The following is a 21,327-nucleotide window of genomic DNA, read 5'->3' on the forward strand; positions in this document are numbered from 1 at the left end:
TGAAAAATGAAGTATTGAAAAAGGAAGCACGATATGAACACCAGTCGTGCGAAAAACCGGTGCGCGAGGCACCGTCGAGGAAGGGGATACCAGAAGTTCATCAACAAAAAACGCGCATTGAGGAGGGTGACCAGACCTAACTCAATGCGCAAACACCCAACGAATAGAATTGGAACTCAAATAGGATTACTAGTTTGTACCCGCATCAAGTCCATAGTCTGCGTCATGGAACTTTGGTTTAGCATCAGAAGCCTTCCGATACTTGACGAAGTATGCAATGGACAGCCATCCAAACCAAAGCGGCATGAAATAAAGTGCCGAAAGAGTATCGGGCTCCAATGCCAACAAGGCCATCACGAACACAAAAAATAGCAATGAGACATAGCTGAGCGGAATGCCGAATGGCATTTTGAATGTAGAGATCCTATGCAGATCTGGTCTTTGCTTTCGGTAGACCAGATAAGCAATTAGCACCAATGACCAGATGAAGATGAGCAAGACAGAAGCGATTGTGCTTACTATAGTGAATACCGTCATCACGCTTGGAATGAAGATCAACATCGCGGTGCCGCCAGAGATACAGAGGCACGAGAACAGCAAGCTTGAGCCAGGCACTCGCCTGCGTGTTACTGCTTTGAAAGCGCTTGGTGCCTGGTCTGCATCAGCCAAACCGTAGAGCGTCCTGCTGGTACAGAATATACCGCTATTAGCCGCAGAAATAGCTGAAGTGGTTACTACAAGGTTGATCAGTCCCGCAGCGACAGGCAAACCAGTCAGCAGGAAAAGTTGGACGAATGGGCTCTTATCCGCACTAACAGCATACCATGACGATACGCTTATGATGCAGATCAAAGAAAGCACGTAGAAAATCATTACCCGAATTGGCACTGCATTGATTGCCTTGGGCAGTGTTTTATGTGGATCTTTAGCTTCGGCCGCTGTTGCCCCAATCATTTCAATACCTGCAAATGAAAAAATTGCGATCTGGAAGCCTGCAAAGAAGCCACTCACACCAAACGGCAAGAATGCATTTCGATCCACTAAATGATTGAATGATGCAGTCACTCCGGTCGGCGACACGAACGATATCGATATCAAGACCAAACCAACAATGATCAAACTTATAACTGCAATCACCTTCACCAGGGAGAACCAAAATTCTAGCTCTCCAAACATCCTCACCGTTAGGAAGTTCAGGGTAAGCAACAGCCCTAGGATTATCAGTGCAGGGCCCCAGGCCGGTAAGTCTGGGAACCAGTACTGAAAATACCCACCAATGACAACTGAATCAGCAGTCGCGGCGACAACCCAAGTCAACCAATATGACCACCCTATGAAAAACCCTGCCCAGGGCCCTAAATAGTCTGAACAAAAATCTGCAAACGTTTTATATTCGAGGTTTGAGAGAAGCAACTCCCCCATAGCCCTCATCACAAAAAAAAGTACGATCCCGATCAGCATGTAGGTAAAAATGATAGAGGTACCGGAGACGCTAATCGTCTTACCAGCCCCCATGAACAGCCCAGATCCGATTGCGCCGCCTAACGCAATGAATTGAATGTGACGATTCGAGAGGCCTCGATTCAGTCCTTTCTCTTCTACTGAGGCAGACTCCTTCTGCACTCCGTTTTTGGCAACATCAACCATTGTTACACCTATCAACAATTTTAAGTCTTATAAATTTTGTGCTAAAACAGTTGAATCTTCAGCATTTGAAGTACGACCTACTGCACCAAGCAAGCCCGAATTAGCAGCCGCTAGAAAAAAAGGCCGGTGAGGAACCGGCCCTATTTTTTTCCTGCTCAAATCATCAACGCAGAGCACCTTCTGCGGTAAGCTCGTTGATAACTTTGTTAACTGCTTGTTGAGCAATATCAACAATCTTGTCGATATCGTTGTTGGTAGCGACCAGAGGAGGAGCAAAGCCCAGAATCTCACCGTGAGGCATTGCCCGGGCAATCAGATTGAGATCGCGTGCAGCCTTGGAAACACGTGCGCCAACCTTCAAAGCAGGGTCAAGACGGGTTTTGGTGGCGGGATCGGCCACGAATTCCAGGGCGGCCATCAGACCTACGCCACGCACTTCACCAACGATAGGCAAACCTTCGAATACTTCTTTCAAGCTCTTCTGGAAGTAAGCGCCCACACGTGCCGCGTTGCCAGGAATATCCTCACCTTCGACGATGTCCAGAACGGCGTTTGCGGCAGCGACACCAATTGGGTGGCCGGAGTAGGTGTAGCCGTGGGAGAAGGCACCTACCTTATCAGCCCCCTCTTCCATCACCTTGTAGACCTTCTCACCAACGATAGAGGCAGATAGCGGTGCGTAAGCCGAAGTCAGACCTTTGGCAACAGTGATCAAGTCTGGCTCGATCCCATATTTTTCGCAGCCGAACATGGCGCCGGTACGGCCAAAGCCGGTGATTACTTCATCTGCAATCAGCAGGATGTCGTACTTTTTGAGGATCGGCTGAATCGCAGCCCAGTAGCCAGCTGGAGGAGGTGTGATACCACCGGTACCTAGTACAGGTTCGGCGATAAAGGCGCCAATGGTGTCCGGGCCTTCGCGCAGAATTAGCTCTTCGAGTTCCGCTGCACGACGCGCAGAGAATTGTTCTTCGCTCTCACCTGGCTCAGCGCCCCAGTAGTAATGCGGCGCGCCAGTGCGCAGGATGCCGCTCACCGGGAGATCCATGTAATCGTGGTAGAAGCTCATGCCGGTCATCGAGCCCGATACAACCGAGCAGCCATGATAACCGCGCTCGCGGGTGATTATCTTTTTCTTCTTCGGCAAACCACGCAGGTTATTGTAGTACCAGACCAGCTTGGCTTGAGTTTCGTTAGCATCCGAACCCGAGAGACCGTAGAACACTTTGCTCATCTTGCCTGGAGCCATTTTTACCAGGCGGTCGGACAGACGTGCCAACTCGTCAGTGGTGTGCGCTGCATAGCTGTGGTAGTAAGCGAGCTTGTGAGCTTGACGGGAAATGGCATCAGCCACTTCGGTGCGACCGTAACCCACGTTCATGCAGTACAGGCCTGCGAAACCGTCGACGTACTCACGGCCAGTGGAGTCAGTGATGCACAGGCCTTTGCCAGTCTCGACGATCGTAGGGTCACCCAATTTTCCTGAAGCAAAGTCTTTCAGGTTGGTGAAAGGGTGAAGTACAGAATTGCGATCCTGAGCAGAGATCAGATCATGTTCTTGTTTGTTCATTTTAGACTCCTATGAGTTACAGGCCGCCGAAGCAGACATATTTAATTTCCATGTACTCCGACAGCCCGTGCTTGGAACCTTCACGCCCCAGGCCGGACTGCTTCCAACCACCAAATGGAATAGGAGCACCGGTAAACTTTGGCGTGTTCAGTGCCACCATGCCGTATTCCAGTTTGTCGGAAAGACGCAGCGCTTTACGCAGATCATTGGTGTAGACATAGGCTGCGAGGCCGTATTCAGTCTTGTTGGCACGCTGGATGACTTCTTCTTCCGTATCGAATGGAAGGATCGCTGCGACTGGGCCAAAAGTTTCTTCGTACGCGATGGCCATTTCATCAGTGACATCCGCGAGCACAGTCGGAACAACATAGTTACCTTGGATCACATTGCTGCCAACTATTAGGCGAGCACCTTTTTCCAGGGCATTGGTAATGTGGTCATGGCATTTTTTGGCAACCGAAGGACGCGTCATAGGGCCAATATCTACGCCGGCTTCAAAGCCATGACCCATGCGCAGTTGAGCTGTTGCCGCGCCGAACGCCTTAACAAATTCTTCGTACTTAGCGCGCTGCACGTAAATGCGGTTGGCACCCAAGCAATCTTGACCAGAAGTGGCAAATTTCGCGCCAATGCATCCTTTGACAGCTTCTTCGATAGCAGCATCTTCGAATACGATGAAGGGCGCATGGCCGCCGAGCTCCAACGACACCTTCTTAACAGTGTCCCCGGATTGCTTAAGCAAGATTTTCCCAACTTCAGTCGAACCCGTGAAGCTGAAAGCACGCACCGCAGGATTCTGCAGCAGGCGCGCCGAGTGTGTAATTGGGTCTCCAAGAACGACCTGGAAAACACCCGCCGGCATGCCGGCTTCCTCAGCGAGCTTGGCCAAAGCCAGCGCAGACAGCGGCGTCTCAGGTGCGGGTTTAACAATCATCGTGCAACCCGCAGCCAAAGCCGCCGCTGCCTTACGAGTGATCATTGCACTTGGAAAGTTCCAAGGCGTGATAGCACACGTTACGCCAATAGGCTGAAGCTTGGTCAGCAGTTGGCTATTAGGTAGGTGGCTAGGAATGGTTTCGCCGTAGCATCGCTCGCCTTCAGCTGCAAACCAGTCGATGAAGTTAGCGCCATATGCAATTTCACCGACCGACTCAGCAAGAGGCTTGCCCTGTTCAGCAGTCATAATCACTGCGAGATCTTGAGCGTGCTCGCGAGTCAGTGCTGCCCATTTTCGTAGGATTGCTCCCCGCTGAACTGGTAGCAGATCGCGCCATGCAGGGAATGCGGTACTGGCAGCTTCAACGGCACGATCAACCCAGATGACATCGCAGTGGCTAACCTCTGCAATTTTTTCATCAGAACCCGGGTCAGTGACATCCAATCGATTGGCATCATCGATCCACTCCCCATTGATATAGGCACGTGTTTCCAGGAGGTCTGGTCGTTTGAGCTGGCTCAAAGCATTCTTGGCAAGGTTTTTCATAGCTACCACTTCAGAGGTGTTGTTCTGTGTAGATAGCTTAAGCACGTGCCGCGCTCGAAATAGTACTTATTCACGCAGTTGGCGCAGTAAACATGCTTTTTTTGGGTGAAGTGCGCATTATTCCTGCGCAAACATTGAAAACCGCGTTCTAGAGCGGTTGAGCAACGCATCGTTCGATAGAACCCGGGGTGAGCAAGGCAGCCCCTCCATCACATCTAAGCTGCCCGCCTGGTTATTCCCCCTATCAGCTGGTCAGCGAGTCGACGGTGAGTTCGTTCGCTGGAGGCTGACCTTTTCTTGGGGTCATGATGCAAATAGAAAAGCCCGCTGTAAAAGCGGGCTTGGCAATGCGCAGAGGTCTTTGAAAATGATTACTGGGTGTCCTGTCTTCTCGGCCAGTCCAGTGGGATAAGGGCATCGCCCGAAATCTTGTTCCAGCGCTTACGAGTGGCTGCCACATACCTTGAATCATCACCGAAGTACGCATGCTCAATCAGCAACACCTGCAGTCCCTCTTGCGCAGCTGTTGTATTAAACAAGAAATCCAGGTGTTTACGCATGGCCGAGACTTCCTCGTTTTCACCGATGTCCGACTCGTCATCGCCACGTTGGGGATAGTAGGGTCTGCTGATCTGGTCGAAAGCCAGGAACCCTGGAACGGGCGCGTTCACCTTCGCCAGATACTTCTGAAGCGCGAATGACAAGGCGATGTGGATGGCCAGGTAGTTTTCATCCGAGCCCGCATCTGGGAGCCTCAAAACCGCACCGGAATTCTGCTCGATGATCGCGATATCTGGAGGCTTGGCGGAAAACTCCAGCTCGGCACCGATACAAGGTTGGACAGTGGGCAAATCCGCGAACGCTTCAGAGAGATACTGGGAAATCTTGCGCTCCGCGCGCGAAAGCAGGATCTGCTTGGCGTCACTGTCGACAAGGGCTTCCAAGCCCTGGATCTGCTCACGCAGCACGTCCAGGTCGGGGCCCGGCAGCGGCGTCGTAGGGTTCATTTCCAGGAACTGATGAACCTTGCCCAACAGCAACGTGCGGTGTTGAGCGGCGGTCTCGAACTGCTTGGCTTCCTCACTTTGCCGAACCCACGTCTTGATACGCTCATCGACACCGTTGAGCGTCAGATTCAGACGAGAAAGCACCAGCTGCAGGGAGTCCTCATGCTCGACGAAACGTGGTCGCACATTCTCAACGGCCACGGTTTCTGAACGAATGATGTTCATGGAGCGGTGGATGGCCTCGGCGATCTCGATGCCACGTTCGCTAGGCGTATCACACAGCGGGCAGGCAGTTGCCGCAGGCTGAAGGTGCTCGGCGATCTTCAGCTTCTCGTACTGCCGACGCACGGAACCTTCGAACGCAGTAATGTCCTGCAAGGTCTTGCGGGTCGCGCGAGACTTTCGGCGCACATTCTCGATGTCGGTGAGAAGGCTGCGGCGCTGCGCATAAAGATTTGCAAGCTCACTTTCTTCAGGGTTCTTACCGGCGCCTGGTTTGGTTTGCTTAACGACAGTCAAGATCTCCTGGAGATCAGCATCAGATGCAGCGTCTGATGGCATATCGCACAAGCCAATACGGTGAGCGTCCATCAACAGACGCATGGCGAACTTCTTGTATTCGCTGCCCGCCGCCTGACGGGTTTTGAGCTTGCGCTCTTCTCCCTCAAGCTTCTTGCGAAGGTCACGCAGACGCCGCTCTTGCAACACAGTGTCTTCATTCACCACGCCCAAGAAGTACGGCATGGTTTCGATGATGGCCGGCGCTTCATCAGCCTGGTCAAGCCCATGAAGCAGCGCTGTTTCGTTGTAGATCACGTCCTTGGGAACAAACATGTAAGCCGTGGCGTGACGCAGAGTCGGGCGCCATTTGCGCGCCGTGGTGTCTTCCGGAGTTTCTTGTACTGCGCTGATGCCGAATGCGCGCTCAATATAGGCTTTACCCGCAAGCAAGGTAGTGGCGCCTTGAAACTCCTCCACAGACCTCGGGATCGGAAGATCGCGCCCGTTGCTCACGAACATACGGGTACTTGTACCTTGACCCACAGGTGGAACGACGCGCCCCGTGATCATCTGCGCCTCACCCATCACCCATTTAACCCCCACCGCCAGGCTGTGCCTTCTGACATGTGCGGCCAGCTCACACTGGCGCGACCCGAGGCAATAATCGATGGCCTTGATCAGGGTTGACTTACCGGTACCGGACGCACCGGTTATGATGTTCACCTCTCCTAGCTTCAGGTCGAGGATGCGAACCCTTCCGCCTTCGCCGATAAAGAAGATGTCAGAAATATTCCAGCGGCTCATAGCTCCAGGCCCATCATGTCGAATGCCGTCCTTGTGGATCCTGCCAACGCTAGCCAGCAGCCCAAGCGATCAATGTTCTTAAAAATTATCTGAGTCTCTTCGCTGAACTGCTTCGCGAACTGCTTTGGCAAAGGAGATCCGCCGGCAACCAAACGACCTTCTGTGTTGATCGTCAGCAGTCGGCTGAAGCAGGCAAAGCGGATTGCCTCGGTGACAATGTCCAACGAGCCATTCACACGATCGGCCAAGCGGATCTGAATGGCGGGGCTTCGCCGTAGCCATTCCAGCAGGCCGGTTCGCCGGTCTGTGCGATCGAACGACGATGCGAGGTCTCCCGACAGCGCCAGTGGCAGAGCGGCGTAGCAGAGCGAGATGTCCGGATTGACATCGTTACGGCTTCGGTAGGCCTCAACGAAGGTGGCCAGAAGCGCAGCGCAGTAGCCAGGATTCGTTTCGGCATAGATATCATGTGCGATCACCATGCCTTATTTCCCCAAACGCTTGCGGTAATCAGCGTGCCAACCTACCAGCAGATCGATCGCAAGCACCTGGTAGGTGCCACGGACGTAGTAGTGCCCATTCCAGCTTCGAGAAATCGGCTCGACTTGAATCGGGGCTTCCTTGTGCGACCAGCGCAACAGTTCCAGGCCCTTCGCTTCGATCTCACCTTCATCGAGCCCCTCGCAATCTTCAGCCATTTCCGAATGTCGATCTGACCATTGTTCGGTCAGTTTGGAGTCGTAGCCCGCGATCTTCGAACGCATGCTGGGGTTATCTACGATCCATTTCGCGCGTTGCATCTTTGCCCGCCACTCCTCCCGCACAGCTTTCTGCACATCAGAAGGCTTACCGCCAACCAGCTCAATCTGGCGATACAGCATGCCGTCCGCTTGATAATCCTCCGGATGGGCCACCGAGTCGAAATCGGCAATCAGTTCCTCGTCCTCCAGTTGCGCGATGATCGAGGAAATGCAGTGCTCCATCTCACTGCGTTGAATGACACGCTCACGTTTGCCGCACAGGGTATAAACGACTTGCTGATCCCACCATGCCAGCAGGTGCTCGGCGACCTGGGCACGTTGCGCCTTGGGAATGATGTGAAGTCGCTTTGCAACCTCAATCGGGATTTGCCCGATGGTGACGCTTTCCTGTTGAATGCGGACGCGCTTTAGCAGGCTCAGGCGGGCAGTAGCAGTCATCTTGAGGAATGCTTCGCAACCCGCAGCGCGGGCTGCATGCGGCAGTTTATCGCCAGCCGCTTTTGCAGCGGCGCGTTCCTCGACCACTCGGGTCGCTTCTTCACTCATCGCCTTGAGTAGCGCTTGTCGACTTTTGTCTGGATCGCACAGCGCAATCAAAGGCGAGTCGCTCGGCACTTTTCCCACCGCTACGAGATGGAAGGTGGTGTCGGCAAGCGATACCAACGGTAAGGCGTCGATCCAAACGCGCACCGTTTTCCAAAGCGCTACACAGGCAAGCGTGACAGGCGGCGGGCTGGCCTGAACAGAGTGCTTCAGCTGATAAAGCAGCTTGCCGCCATTCGCAGTGATCTCAACATCGTCGAGTCGTTCAATGGCCACAGCGGCATCATCAGCGAACTGAGAAATCAGCGTGAGCAAGGCAAACTGGCTCTGGTAATAAAATCCCAACGCGGAAGCCGTCGCTTCATGAACCGCGTTCGAGTCCGTGCTTTCCATCCCTTACAGCGCCTCCCACTACACCATGTGATCCATTTCGGCGCGCAAAATGATACCAGAATGCCACTACTGAATGTGAGGCTAAGCAAGCACGCAGCAGACGCTCGATAGAAATAGAGCGCCGCGACAGCTCAGAGGTTGCCCAGAGAATGGTCGGGGGTCGTCCAAATACCGCTGCAGCGGCCGATCAAGAGGCCTGCACTCACCACGATGCAGCTGATAGGCTTGGCAATTCTGTAGCCGGAGATAGCCATGCTGGTTGAGCTAGACCTGAATCAAAACGACCGCGATGCCTTGCTCCGACACTGCCAAACCTTCATCCCCGCTAGCGGTGACCCAAGAGAAGACCGTCGGCTTCGGGATGCACTGGAAACACTGGCAGCAGCGCTGGAGGAAGCCGACACCCGAGAAAGCACGATCTAGTGGAAGGTGTGCAGCATCTGGTTCAAGGCCGTCAGCTGATAGTCGCTAGTCCGCTTGAATTTGACCTCAGCATCCAGCCGCAGGCGCTCGATCTCATCAGCAGGCCGACCGTCGCTTTGTGCCGTGTGATAAGCCCGTAGCGCTTCGATGGCACACTGCATCAGCGGCTCACCTTCCTCCATGATCTGCTGCATCGTTTTCTTCATGTTCATCTCCAGACGCAGTTTCTGGCCACCTCGGCCCCTTCAGATGCCAATTTCAAATGCCAAATGCGCCTCCATCAGTGCCTCAGAGGCAAGTGAGGATTCCACCAGGTGTCGCAACAGATATCGCCCCAAATGCCCCCTGAACGCCATCCTGACTTCGACGTAGCCAGGCGCAACAGCAGCTACCTGTGGACGCTGTCCGCCGTGTCTATCGCGTGACAGAAAACGCAAAACCTTCGGGCCAATCAAGTTTTCATGCAGCCGCGTCGAAGGAGAATAGCCGGGGCTTCGACGGTACGCGCCGACCGCCTTCTCAAGCAATTCTTCGAGCGTCTGCTGCCCTAGCGCTGCCTGCGCTGAACGCCAGATTTCCTGCTCCAAAAGCAGATCCAAAAATGCCCTCCCAAGGCTTGATCGAAGTATCTATTTTGCATGGCTAGGCCGGTCATTTTTTTTGAATGGGGGCATAGTTATTTGAAGCCAAAAGAAAAGCAGCGACCTAAAGGTCGAAAGGCACGACGCTCCCAAGCCACCCTGCCGGGCGGCTGAGCTATTTTTACCTACCCGAGAAGAGCAAAGCAGGATCAAAAAGACCCCATAAAATTGGGAAAAATGCGCTGGATCGGTCAACGCTGCTTTTTCTTGGTCTCAAATATCTAACTCCATTTTTTTTGAAAAAATGACAGAGCAAGGGGCAACACGTTGTCGCATTTATAAAATAATTGTCTCATTTTGATAATTGGCGCACGACATAAACGCCAGCAAACGGCAGTTTTGACCCCGTACTTTCTCACGTTGCCATTTTGGCCGTGTTTCCAGTTGGCCGTCGTCATCCAAGAATTTCTAGCATTACCCCAGCAGTCTCTGGAGGGGTTCGTGACAGCTCAAAAATCACTCTCGTCGGTTCTAAGACCTCAAGCTAACCATGCTGCCCGATCTCGTGCGATCGCACTTACCGCATTCACCTCGGTCATCGGCACGGTCTCGGTGCATGAGCGGGGGCTTCCTTGGCTTTGGTTTTTTTGGGCTTGTACTTGCAGCGGGGGAAACCCGAGCACGATGTGAAATCCCCAAACTTGCCCGTTCGCTGAATCAGAACACCATGCTTGCAGACCGGGCATCGCTCCTCTCGAATCGGTTCTCCCTCAATGTCAGTGATGGCGACGACACCGTCAGTGACGAGCTCCGTAAGGAAGGGTGAATTGCGGGCGGTCACGGTGTACATGATCACCGAGCGTCTTGCGCGAGTGAGCGCAACGTAGAACAACCGCCGCTCCTCGGCATGCAGGTATCCATCACCCTCGGGCATCACCAATCCAAAGACCGGATCGTCACCCTTCAGGCTTGGGAAACCCCGAACCATCATGCCCGGCAGAATCACGTAATCAGCCTGGTCACCCTTCGAGGTGTGGATGGTTTTGAAACGAATCTCCAGGCGGTCGCCGTAGCGCTGCCGCCACCCTGCTGGCACGAAGAACTCATCGATCTTGTAACGCCCGAGGATGAATACTGATACTAGGCGTCCATCTGGAGAGGGAATGGAGTCGTTTGAGAGTCCTTGGTAGAGGTTATCCAGGTACTGACGAATAGCGTCCTTGATCTCGTCTTTGCCTGCCACTTGGAACGCTTGGAACGCAGAGCCAATCGGCGGGGTGACAGAAATAACAGTTTTGCGGAGCTGGACAGGATTCTTGGTCACGAACCGGCTGGAAGCGTCGCAGATAGCTTGTGGGCAGCGATAAGTGTTCTCAAGGTGAAATACCTGGCCATGACCGTACCAATCGATGAAACCTGTCATCACGGACACATCGGCACCGGCAAAACGGTTGATCGATTGCCAATCATCACCAACCGCAAACAGATGGCAGTGTGGTTTCTGTACCAGGGCCCTGCATAGACGCGCTCGTGCGCGAGAAGCATCTTGGTATTCGTCGGCCATCACTAGCTTGTACGGGGACGGATAGCCGCGCTCCAGATGCTCGGCAGCCAAGTTGATCATGTCCTCGAAATCGATTCCTCGATCAGCCTCTAAGGCTTTGTCCCAACCATCGATGACGGGCACGGCTAGCTCCAAGAACATCTTGTAGCGGTACTTGAAGACACGCATGGGCAGCGCGTCGTAGCGCTCATAGAGCTTTTCAGCGGTGAGGCTGTTGCTCTTGTAGTGCGAAATGAACGAGCGAAGCACCTTGAGCATATCAAGGTGTTCCAGGGGAACGAGACCCGACTTGGGTACCGGACGATCGGGATTTGGGTCAAACTTCACCCCCCGCGATGTCAGCTCGTGGGTCAGGTGCGCGAAGATTTCCCCGGTATTGACCTGGTGCGAGGTGGACTCAATGAGCGCAGTTCCATAGGCGGCATGGGTATCGCGCTTCCACTGCGCATCCTCCGCGTAATTCTGAAAATGCTCAGGGGCCTGACCGTCGGCATCAAAGGCGAAATGCTCGTGGTAGAGGTTGATCGCGGGGTAGTAAAAATCAGGCGAATACTGGCGGCGCTGAGCAGTGGCGGTGTCGTGCTCGTAGGGGCGCTCGTACACGTACTCAACGCCGTTGTAGAAAAGCCAGTTAGCAATCAGCCGCTCCTGCTGACTCGCAACGTGATCACCGTTCAAGGTGATCAGTTTTGCGTCGCCCTCCCGGTCGAATGCCTCGGCGATGTCTCGGAGCACTGCATGGGAGTGATCTCGACCGAACACCAGCCGGAACATGTCCCACTTGGTGCGATATTCCTCGGATCCATCCTTCAAACCATCGACGATTTCGCCGAGCTTTTCCAAGCCGAGATCTGTCTTTGTGGCCCATTTCGGCACGCTGGGCTTCTTGCCAGTCGCGCCGCCAATGATGTCCAGACCCAATGAGTGAAACGTCATTGCCTGGATGGTGATGCCTGGCATCTGCAGGCGCTCCAGGGACTGCGCTGCTCTGACCTGCAGCTCCTCTGCTGCGTCCTTGTTGAAGGCAAGCATGATGATTTCAGGAGGGGCAACTATCCCCCGGTGAACGGCATAAATCGCCTTAGCCACCATCGTTGACGTCTTGCCCGAACCTGCCGAGGCGATGAGCTGAACTCGATTATCGAAGCAGACCGCCGCCTGGGCTTGCTCATGATTCAGCGGGCGGGTCTCAACGTTGCTCAGCAGGTCTTCGCAGACCTCCAGTTCGCGCGCGAGGTGCGCTTCGTTGCGGGCCTTCCACTGCTCTAGCCAGTCTTGTGACCACTGGCTCAGCCGGGCCTGCACGCGTGGCTTGTTGTCACCCATGGCGGTCTGGATGACTGACGAATCGAACAGCGCTTTGAGTTTCGCGGGATCTATACCCAGTGCAGCTCTCTTCGTAAGGAGCTCACGCTGCATGTCGTGCGTGAACCACCGATGCTGCGCATCTGCGGCTGCTCCCACCTGATCGACCTCTTTCAGCCAGTTGATGATCTGCGCGTAGAGTTCCCGGAACTGGTGCCTGCTGGAGGCAGCGTGTAGCTGCTCATCCAGCGCGGTGCGCGCGGCATGCGAGAGACCAACCAACTTCAATTCATAGCCTACCCACAGTTTCACGTTCGTCCAGAGCAGACGGCGATCAAATTTGAGCGTGGAGAAGACTTCTGGAAGGACGGTATGGGCTTGGCCATCGACTGAGACAACCAACTGGTCTTTGTCGAACTTCAGTTGCCAGGGTCGGGCTTTCCCGAAGAGCCGGGCCCATAGGGAGGGATGCCATTCCATTATCGTTTTCCAGCCGAGGTGCAAAAGGCAGGGAGTCTAGCAAAGTCTCCCGAGCTGAAGCCGATCCCCCGCATCTTCCCTCAATGCGCTCAATCCCCCTCGGCGCCCCATCCTTAGCGCCGCCACCCCAGAAGGAAGGCAACGTTGCCTCCGAGCCGAATTTTCTACCATCGCCCGCGCCTACCGACATTCGAGGAACTTGAGCTTGGTTCGCAGTTCGGATTGTGTCGACTCACTACCCAGCCCACGCTGGGAGTCACATCTCACTAGCCTTTCATCGTTGGCCGGCCAACTAAACTCCGGATCATCGTCGATTGCGACCCAACGCGTGACCCCTGAGCGAGTTACAGCCCCGCAAATCTGCTCGTAGCGACTAAACAGGTCATACCCTTCTCTGGCGGTTTCCCGCATCCGCGAATGCCAGGTCGCTGATACTGTTCGAACCTGCAATTCTGCCGGCAACGCGGCCCGCGCCCTCCGATACCCAAGCATACGAACCCACGAAGTGGACAAGCAGATCTTAACCTCTGGAATGTTTCGCAAAATATCGTGGAGAATTCCCGCATGCATCATCAGCTCTCCAGGGGCCCTCAGTTCAATTCCTTGCTTGGTTCGAAAGGTCGCGTCAGGATGCAAAACACCATCGAAATCAAGAAATAAAACGACATCATCTGGCCTAATCACATGCGGTCTCACTGAGAGGGTCATGACGCACTCCAATCGTCCTTGGCCATCGACCAGCCGCAGTACAGGAAGCTGGAGTCAGGAATTTGAACACTGCTGCCTCAGAAGAAAGAGACGCTGCCTCTAGACTGGACTCACTCTCATCACCTGCGCCCACCAACACATACGTGGTATTCCGCGTTTCAAAAAAAACTCCCTCCGTGAAGCTACGACACATGCTGCTACGCACCCAGTGGCCCGGCTGAGAATGTCCTCGACTGTCTTCGACGACACTGAAAGCAAACAAGACAAGCGGAAGGCAACCTGCTGCTTCAACTCTTGCCTGTTGTTCGTCATTCAGCTTCAGACGCAACACCATCCAATCTTTGACCAAGCAGTATGGTTTTAATGGAAATCGTGCCTTCGCCAGGCCTCTTGCCTCGTCGCTGCTGAATGTCAGCCCACGCCCCAAGTCGTGGATCAGCCGAGCCGCTGCTGCTCGCGCTTCCCGGTAACCAGGACGATCGATGACCTCCAGCGGATCCACAGACACGCGTCCATGCTCACACCTCAGTGTTTTTAGCGCTCTCAACGACTCTGTAATGGGGTCACGCTCGCTCGGCTTGCTTGGAATACGCCACATCCTGATCGACCTCAGGCTCATAGCTCGATAGTGAAGTCGTGGACGAAGCCGGTGTGTTCAGACGGATAGCCCCTCGGATTGGAGATCACTCGACAGTCGCCAATATGCGTATCAACGAACTGATGCGTGTGACCAAGAACCCACGCGTCTGCCCGATCAACCAGGTAATGCCATTGGTTGGTATATGCAGCCAACAGATGCCCATCATGCTTGTCTCCAGCCACCTCCGGCACTGGGCAATGGTGCGTGATCACCACTGTATTACCCTCATAGAGCACAGCGAGCTCGCGCGCGAGGAAGTCGCGTGCCTTGTGGTTACGATTCACAACGTCGCTCGGGCGCAGTCGGCGATACTCTTCACCCGTGCGAATGGCCTGGTAGTCCGTCATCCATTCGCTGCAGATGCGCATCGCCGCAGGCCTATCTCCCGTAGACGTGAAGTCTGTCCAACCCGTGGTTAACAAAAATCGTACTCCGTCTAGAACGTAGCAAGCGTTATTCAAAACATGCACATGAGGAGATGCGGCTTCCTGCATTTGCTTGAACGTCGCATCCATGTGGCCTTGGTAATACTCATGGTTGCCAGCGACATATAAAACAGGACACTCGAAGGCATAGCAGGCCCAGATCACCCCCCGAGCACGAGTGGAGATGTCGCCGGCCAGGATCACCAAATCAGGCCTCACATCAGGCGGCTCGAAATCCGCAAACTCCAAGTGCAGATCCGAGTAAATCAATAACTTCACGTTTTGACTCCAAATGGGTGGAGGCAGCTTTGCCTGGGATTGCTAGCGGCAAAATCGCCCTTTGTCCGAGCCCGGCCAGACAGCTTCGATTTATGCCTAAATTGATTGAGGGCTTCGATACCCATGGCCTAGCCGGCTTGGGCCAAACCGGCCTGAACGCCAATACTTAATGACTATATGCATTTGCCTCTGACATGGCAAATTCGACATATCGTTCCGTTTACTGGAACGTCTCTATGTCCCTACGTACAGCCTTCGCGTCAGCACTGAAATTTCTTCGTATGCGCCGGCAGCTTTCGCAACGCGAGCTCGCAGGGCAACGCGATCAGGCGTACGTGAGCAAATTGGAAGCCGCTGCTAACGCGGTGACCTTGGAAGTCAGCGATGAGCTGGCCCGCGAGCTGAAGCTTCATCCTCTATCCCTTCTGGCGCTGACCTATGCCTCCCAAGAGGGCAAAAGCGCGCGGGAAATCCTGAACTTCCTGCATGAGGATCTAGCAGCTGCCGACCTACTGGACGAGCAGGTTCCTCAGGAACCCATGGCCGTTCCGCATCCGGTCAAAGCGAAAGCGGCAGCGCTCAAGGAAGATATTGTGCGGCTGATGGGAGAAGGCCTTTCACAAGCGGAGGCGGCCAGGCGGCTTGGGGTATCGCGCGAGACGGTGAGTAAGCACCTAAGGAAATAGGTGCCGAAACCACCGTCCAAGGTGTACCTCGCTTCACCCCTGATGCAGCGCTGGAATGAGATGAGCGCGGGGTCGCAGATTGACGACTAGCAATCGTGCGAAGCCATTTTGGGAGCTTTGCTAGCGCTTGACTGCGGGAGCTAGAGCTTCGCCTTGCCGGTCATGCCGTCGACGTAGATCAGACCTCGCGTTTGAGCAGCCTTGATTTTGCAGTCCAGCATCTGCGTGAACGTCAGCCACTCCTCCAAGACCAGTATGAGATCAGCTCCGTCGATGAACACAGTCTTGATTGCCTTTCCAGCAATCAGTGAGTTCACAACGTGCTCGCTAAAGCCGTGGATTGAGATGAACAGGCCTCGACCGTACATCTTCCCCTCAACCTTGCCCGCAAACTGGTAGACTGATTCATTGGCGGCTGCCTTATCCTGCCACTTCGCCTCGATGAGGTAGTGCTCCCCGTCGTATTTGACCGCTCCGTCGATCTGCTCACCCCTTTCTCGAAATGCTTCCGTCACTTCCAGCGATGAGACGCGAGCGAGCTCATGAAGAATGCGTTCCAACGCGTACCCTCGCTTGCTTCCTGTCTCCTCGCCTTGGAGCAGCGAAAGGAACTGTTTTTTGAGGTCAGGCAGAGTTGATTTAGCTGTCCGGATTTCTGACTCACGCCGCTCCCGCTCCCTCCGGAGCTCCTGAAGTTTATGGTCGCGGATCTCCTGCAACTGCTTGAGGTGTGTGATCGCATTCTTAGCCTGCGTGCGATCAAGCTTCTGCAAGCGATCAAAGTAGTAATCGTCGAAATGCGTCCATGTGACCAGCGTTTGCAGCATGGCCCTGAACTGACCAAGCCCTTCATCTGGCTTTTGGCTCAGGTGGCCAAACATCGCGTCAATGATCGCCGAGCGGGAAAGCGCTTTGTAGTCACCGAGCGCCTTGATGTCAGCCTTCGTGCAGCTGTTGCTTTCAAAAAAACTGACGATGTCGTCTTTTGGCCAGAGCAGGTTAAGGATGCATTGCCGCATGGCAAGCTTGATGTCGGATGGAAAACTCATGGAGCAGCCCACACACGTCCTAGGGATGTTCAGTGTAGAGGCAGACGCTGCTCCTAACTACACCTCTTTACTACCCACACGCTAGGTGCTGCTCGTCCCGAGCCAGTGTGGAATCTATCCGAAGCATTGAACCAGCTTGAGACCAAAGCACTGGCATTCTCATGAATTGTTAGGTAAAGAAGAAGCTGAAGATCCTCCGCTCATGGCTAAGCAACGCCTCATAAACGCTGTTGCTAATCTACTCGACAAAAAGTTTACTGATTGAAAAATCCTGGCCAGGTTTAAATTGAATCTTTCCGCTGTACTCAGAGGCACTTACTCTGCGACCACCTTTAAATGCCAAAAATGCACAATCGATCTTGATTTTCTGCTTCGGCAAACGGCACGGCACGCCAAACAGCAACAGCACCTTTCCTGTCCGCTCAACGAACATGAAGTCGGTGGCTTTGTCGCTGGGGAAGTTCTTCATCGTCCGAAAGCTTTCGGGGTCAGTTGTAGTGAATCCTAGACTGCCTGGCATCGCCGAAACATCCAGAGCGGCAACGCCATTTAGGATGGCCTGAGCCTCTAGGATCTCTCCTACCGGACTCATGTCATCGATCTTGTCAAAGCTCCAGCGGATCGATGGCATGAAAGCCATGGAAAGCTGACGGATTGCAGAAGCGATTTTAAGGAAACGGTAGGTCTCTCGAATGTGCTCTACGTGACTCTGCGATCCACAACTGGCCTCCCAGCACTCCTGGCCATTCACCTCTACCACCAAGCGCAGCTCAGGCGAACGCATAAGCCTCTGATAGATCTTTAGCAATTTTGGAAGATATGGCAGAGCACTCACTGGCAGCCCCTCCCAGCTGCTTACATCAATTCCTAAGGTTATGGCGCTTGATCGATCTGCGCCTGTGAGACTGATGGGCACGGACAGCTTCAGGCAGCCACCCATCCCTGCGCCATCGAACGTAGCGCTCTTTGTTCCATGAACGAGCTGGCCTTGCACCTCAACCAAGACCTCAGTGATGTCCAAATCCGAATGTTTCACGACTAGCTGAACACTCGCGGGAATACTGCCGGGAGTGACCACTACTTTACCGCCTTCAGTCGCCAATAACCTTTCAAGCAGCGGTGAGCCTTCAACCCTGGCATGCTTCACATCAAATTCGAATGGTCGCCCGTGCTCGATGAGTGAAAGCAGGCCAGCCCTGTAGCCGGGGTGTCTGTCGGTTTCGAACTGCCAACGGGTATTTACCGTCTCACGTGGCATGAGCTCAAAGCTCGTTACACCATGCTGCCAGGAAGGAATGACCTCGAACCTTGAGTCTAGGGCTTCAAGAGAGCGCTTTTGAGCGTAAATAGCCTCCGACACCGAGGTCGCCAAAGATTTCTGATTCTGAGCGGCGAGAGCCTGCTGGAGCATCTCCTTCACATCATCGATGGCTGGCCGTCGCCCCTGTTCCTTTCTCGCTTTCGCCTCCGCGATGGTTTTCCACTCGCGGAGCAACTCTTTCGGAAAACTCAAAGGGTCGCCGTCGATCTTAGGGCTGCACCCACTGCATACCCAGATGCCATTATCAAAGCTGCGCCGCTCCTCTGAGGTCATATGCTCGTCGTAGCGCGGGCCTCCTGGCGCCGCTGCGCAGATGTGTGCAGCGTGGCCAATATGAAATGACTTGTCAGCACCCTTCGGCCCGTAGGTGGGAGTGCGGCAGTCCGGGTTGGAACACACTCCTGCCACACGCTCTCTGAGCACTCGCTTTACGCGCTCCGGAAAGTCGTCACGACGACTCAGTTTCTGAGATTGCAGTGGTTTATCAATGGTCAAGGAATCAACTCGGTAGGCTAGGTTGAGCGGATTCTATGGCACTAAAGCCCATAGATAAAAGATTTGGCCGGTCTGGCCTGCACCTCCTTGAGACGTTGAATCAGCGCCGCTGAAAAATCTGGGCTCACTCTTGGATGAGTCCCAAGCAGGAATAGATATCGTTGACCTTCATTCCTCCCGCAATGAACAGAATGAATACCACCGCAAACAGAAATACCTTCAGATGCCATACGACAGCGAGCCAACGCCACATCGACACGCCTTTGGGCAGATAGTACTTAACAATCGCTCTATAAGGGCCTCCCACTGAAAACAACCAGAGCACACTGATGATTAGTGCCCCTATTGCGAAAGGCTCCGGATGCTCAAACTGCAAAGATGTATAGCCTAGAGACAAAAGCAAAATCGCTGCTGTGCCATTCGCTTGAGAAAAATACTCAGCGGCAATTGCATCTTCTGGACTTGAGTGAATCACTGAACCTCCTTGAATTGTTTAATACCTATTTGACCTTTCAAAATTGACTACAGCCCTCAACAAACCGATAAGCGAGAGTTTACAGGTGCTTCAGCGCAAGCAAGCGTAGGCGTTCCCGCCGCATGTAGGTATTGAAGAAGTAAGCACTATCAAATTCCATGCGCCTTTGAACAATAACTTTCGAACCGCTTGAGGCCCTGTCAATCTCGACAATTACTAAATCAATTGAGTCCTTACCAGATGCGCCCTCACCAAGCCGATGGTTGTTGAAGTAAAAGCGCAGGTCGCTGCCTGAAACACCTTTTTTGCGATACACCGTTTGATAACCCTTAACCTCAAACCCCACTGACTTCTTATTGATTTGCTCCGCAAGGGGGCTATCCACCTTACAGCCGTACATATCTTGAGCCTCCGTCATGTAGGCAAATCCGAACGGCAGGTTGTAAAGCGTGATCGCCTTGTACTGGTAGCCCTGATTACCGCCGAAGTCTTCAAGCATCGATTCGATGATGCTGTCAATCAACGTAATGCCAGTCGCTCGCTCAATCTCCTTAACCACCAGGTGAATGTGATTGAGCAAAGCGTCACGGATTTCGTCATTGCGTTCTCTACTGGTTCGTCGCGCGTTGCTATCAAAGCGTTCCGGGTTGTGGAACGGGCACTCTTCATAAGCTGCCTGGTTGTAGTTAGCCAGGCCCGCGACCGAGTAGCCTGTATGCTTTGCATACAAAACCTCGGCGTTGGTTGTAGATACAAGGCGGTTGACCAACAGCGTAGGGTTGCGGCACGCAGGGCACAGCGCGAACGATTTCACCTCATCCCCGTTGCGAATGACGTAGGGTGCTTCTCTGCTGGTCTTTTTGTTGTAGCTCACCTGGGTCAAAGGAATTGGGAGCCCTGGATTTTCGAGTGTGCTGAATACGTTCAATGCTTTTTCCTTTCGTCTATCGTTGCCGTTGGAATGCCAATGGGCTTCATTGAGGGATGCACAATGCATCGACTAGCCGGATGTCTATGCATCTCCCCTAGCAACGCCGCTTCACAATGCTCAGCAGTCATGAAAAAACCTTCAAAATCCCTTTCTAGAGCCTTCAATCCACACAGGCCTGGCGGGAATAATGGCAATCTGCCCAGTTGGAATGCAAGAATTATTGGCGCCTGATTTTTGACTTCACTTTTTTGCTACGGGCAGCTAGGAGGCCGGAAAATCATGAGCGACACGGGGTATCGGTACTCGATCGATGACTGCAAATTCGATGAGAAGACCAAGAAGCGAATCAGCGAGTACCGCAAGTTTCGAGATGCCTGCCTGGAGCGAATCTACGGCGACAGCGGCACGTCGATCGCTAATCAGGTGCATGACTTGGCATGGCACACCGCTGTGTTCAGAACGCTCAACGAAGCGCGCCGGCTTGAGCCCGATCGCGGAGTAAACGGGCCGATGTGGGAGCTCATCGTCGCGGGCTACGCGAACATCATGACGCTCGGCATCCGCAAGCTGGTAGATCGCGATCCCCAGACAGACTCGGTCTGGAATCTCATCAAACGCGTAGAGAAACGTCCTGAGCTACTCACTCGCGAGCTGTTCATCTGCTACGACGCGCTACCATACGATTTTGAGGCCGTTCGGGATCGGTTGAAGGCTCAGGAAGAGGTGCCTTCGGGAACGATTCGGTGGTTGAGCAATTTCGGCCCAGACGCCTGGTCAACCTCCAAACGGATGCACGAGGTCTTCGACACACTATGCGGAAACCCACAGAAGCAAAAGCGTGGCGACACAATCGAGCTAGCACTCTTCGAGGCGCTAAGAGAGGCTCTGAAAAGCCCTTGCATTACGCGTGTCCAAACGCTGGCTAGCAAGTCCATAGCCCACGCTGAGCGGCTCAGCGAAAGCTCAGGTGCCATCCCCAACGTCACGTATGAAGATGTCGATGAAGCGCTGAAGATCATCATCTCCGTGACCAACTGGATCGCCACAAACGTGTTCTACGACAACGCCTTCGGCACGATCGTGGCAACCACAACCTTCGACCCCCTGGAGCACCTCGACTCGCCTTGGGTAACATCCAAGCACCTACCGAATCTCCGACAACACTGGCGGGAGATTTCGAAAACCATGGACAGCTGGGCAGATGCTGATCCGTTTGTTTCGCGCACCTGAAACCTCAGCGCAGTTTGCGCTGCGCT

At 53.9% G+C, this 21,327-nt stretch carries 17 protein-coding genes; 2 read left to right on the forward strand and 15 right to left on the reverse strand.

Translation table 11 applies throughout. The features are described 5' to 3' along the window. Positions 1-189: 189 nt before the first annotated feature. The 11 genes from ABX298_RS01535 to ABX298_RS01585 all read right to left on the reverse strand — a co-directional run bounded on the left by ABX298_RS01535 (position 190) and on the right by ABX298_RS01585 (position 15,114). On the reverse strand, positions 190-1,647 hold the full coding sequence (locus ABX298_RS01535) for an amino acid permease (RefSeq protein WP_367394000.1): 1,458 nt from the start codon (positions 1,645-1,647) through the stop codon (positions 190-192). Between the two features lie 163 nt (positions 1,648-1,810). Continuing rightward, a complete protein-coding gene (locus ABX298_RS01540) occupies positions 1,811-3,217 on the reverse strand; it encodes an aspartate aminotransferase family protein (protein WP_367394001.1) in 1,407 nt (468 codons plus the stop codon). 16 nt (positions 3,218-3,233) lie between these two features. After that, on the reverse strand, positions 3,234-4,700 hold the full coding sequence (locus tag ABX298_RS01545; protein WP_367394002.1) for an NAD-dependent succinate-semialdehyde dehydrogenase: 1,467 nt from the start codon (positions 4,698-4,700) through the stop codon (positions 3,234-3,236). A gap of 371 nt (positions 4,701-5,071) precedes the next feature. Beyond that, positions 5,072-7,012 (reverse strand): DUF3732 domain-containing protein, encoded by a 1,941-nt coding sequence (locus tag ABX298_RS01550; protein WP_367394003.1) that lies wholly within the window; start codon positions 7,010-7,012, stop codon positions 5,072-5,074. Beyond that, the gene (locus tag ABX298_RS01555; protein WP_367394004.1) at positions 7,009-7,494 is read right to left on the reverse strand and encodes a three component ABC system middle component; all 486 of its coding nucleotides are present in this window, start codon (positions 7,492-7,494) and stop codon (positions 7,009-7,011) included. Before ABX298_RS01555 ends, ABX298_RS01550 begins: the two co-directional genes overlap by 4 nt. A gap of 3 nt (positions 7,495-7,497) precedes the next feature. Further along, positions 7,498-8,709, reverse strand: coding sequence for an ABC-three component system protein (locus ABX298_RS01560; protein WP_100414162.1), 1,212 nt, complete (start codon positions 8,707-8,709; stop codon positions 7,498-7,500). 419 nt (positions 8,710-9,128) lie between these two features. After that, positions 9,129-9,338: a hypothetical protein gene (locus ABX298_RS01565; RefSeq protein WP_100414163.1), complete on the reverse strand. Its 210-nt coding sequence runs from the start codon at positions 9,336-9,338 to the stop codon at positions 9,129-9,131. 39 nt (positions 9,339-9,377) lie between these two features. Continuing rightward, positions 9,378-9,731 carry a hypothetical protein gene (locus tag ABX298_RS01570; protein ID WP_367394005.1) on the reverse strand — a complete coding sequence of 118 codons (354 nt, stop codon included), beginning with the start codon at positions 9,729-9,731 and terminating at the stop codon, positions 9,378-9,380. A 577-nt stretch (positions 9,732-10,308) separates the two neighbouring features. Beyond that, complete coding sequence (locus tag ABX298_RS01575; RefSeq protein ID WP_367394006.1) at positions 10,309-13,062, reverse strand: UvrD-helicase domain-containing protein; 2,754 nt, start codon at positions 13,060-13,062, stop codon at positions 10,309-10,311. Positions 13,063-13,242: 180 nt separating this feature from the next. Next, a complete protein-coding gene (locus ABX298_RS01580; RefSeq protein ID WP_100414166.1) occupies positions 13,243-13,770 on the reverse strand; it encodes an HAD domain-containing protein in 528 nt (175 codons plus the stop codon). A gap of 615 nt (positions 13,771-14,385) precedes the next feature. Continuing rightward, on the reverse strand, positions 14,386-15,114 hold the full coding sequence (locus ABX298_RS01585; RefSeq protein WP_367394007.1) for a metallophosphoesterase: 729 nt from the start codon (positions 15,112-15,114) through the stop codon (positions 14,386-14,388). 236 nt (positions 15,115-15,350) lie between these two features. Here ABX298_RS01585 and ABX298_RS01590 point away from each other — a divergent pair, with 236 nt between their 5' ends. Beyond that, a complete protein-coding gene (locus tag ABX298_RS01590) occupies positions 15,351-15,800 on the forward strand; it encodes a helix-turn-helix domain-containing protein (protein ID WP_367394008.1) in 450 nt (149 codons plus the stop codon). 140 nt (positions 15,801-15,940) lie between these two features. Here the strand turns inward: ABX298_RS01590 and ABX298_RS01595 are convergent, their stop codons facing one another. The 4 genes from ABX298_RS01595 to ABX298_RS01610 form a co-directional block, all read right to left on the reverse strand. After that, positions 15,941-16,849, reverse strand: a complete 909-nt coding sequence (locus ABX298_RS01595) for a restriction endonuclease (RefSeq protein ID WP_367394009.1) — start codon at positions 16,847-16,849, stop codon at positions 15,941-15,943. A gap of 238 nt (positions 16,850-17,087) precedes the next feature. Then, positions 17,088-18,665 carry a hypothetical protein gene (locus tag ABX298_RS01600; protein WP_367394010.1) on the reverse strand — a complete coding sequence of 526 codons (1,578 nt, stop codon included), beginning with the start codon at positions 18,663-18,665 and terminating at the stop codon, positions 17,088-17,090. A gap of 124 nt (positions 18,666-18,789) precedes the next feature. Then, the gene (locus tag ABX298_RS01605; protein ID WP_367394011.1) at positions 18,790-19,140 is read right to left on the reverse strand and encodes a hypothetical protein; all 351 of its coding nucleotides are present in this window, start codon (positions 19,138-19,140) and stop codon (positions 18,790-18,792) included. A gap of 79 nt (positions 19,141-19,219) precedes the next feature. Then, positions 19,220-20,068 (reverse strand): hypothetical protein, encoded by an 849-nt coding sequence (locus ABX298_RS01610; protein WP_367394012.1) that lies wholly within the window; start codon positions 20,066-20,068, stop codon positions 19,220-19,222. A gap of 282 nt (positions 20,069-20,350) precedes the next feature. Between ABX298_RS01610 and ABX298_RS01615 the strand changes: the two genes are divergently transcribed. After that, the gene (locus ABX298_RS01615) at positions 20,351-21,301 is read left to right on the forward strand and encodes a hypothetical protein (protein WP_367394013.1); all 951 of its coding nucleotides are present in this window, start codon (positions 20,351-20,353) and stop codon (positions 21,299-21,301) included. The last annotated feature ends 26 nt before the right edge of the window (positions 21,302-21,327 follow it).

The sequence above is a fragment of the Pseudomonas sp. X4 genome (assembly GCF_040784925.1).
GTDB classification, from domain to species: domain Bacteria; phylum Pseudomonadota; class Gammaproteobacteria; order Pseudomonadales; family Pseudomonadaceae; genus Aquipseudomonas; species Aquipseudomonas putida_Z.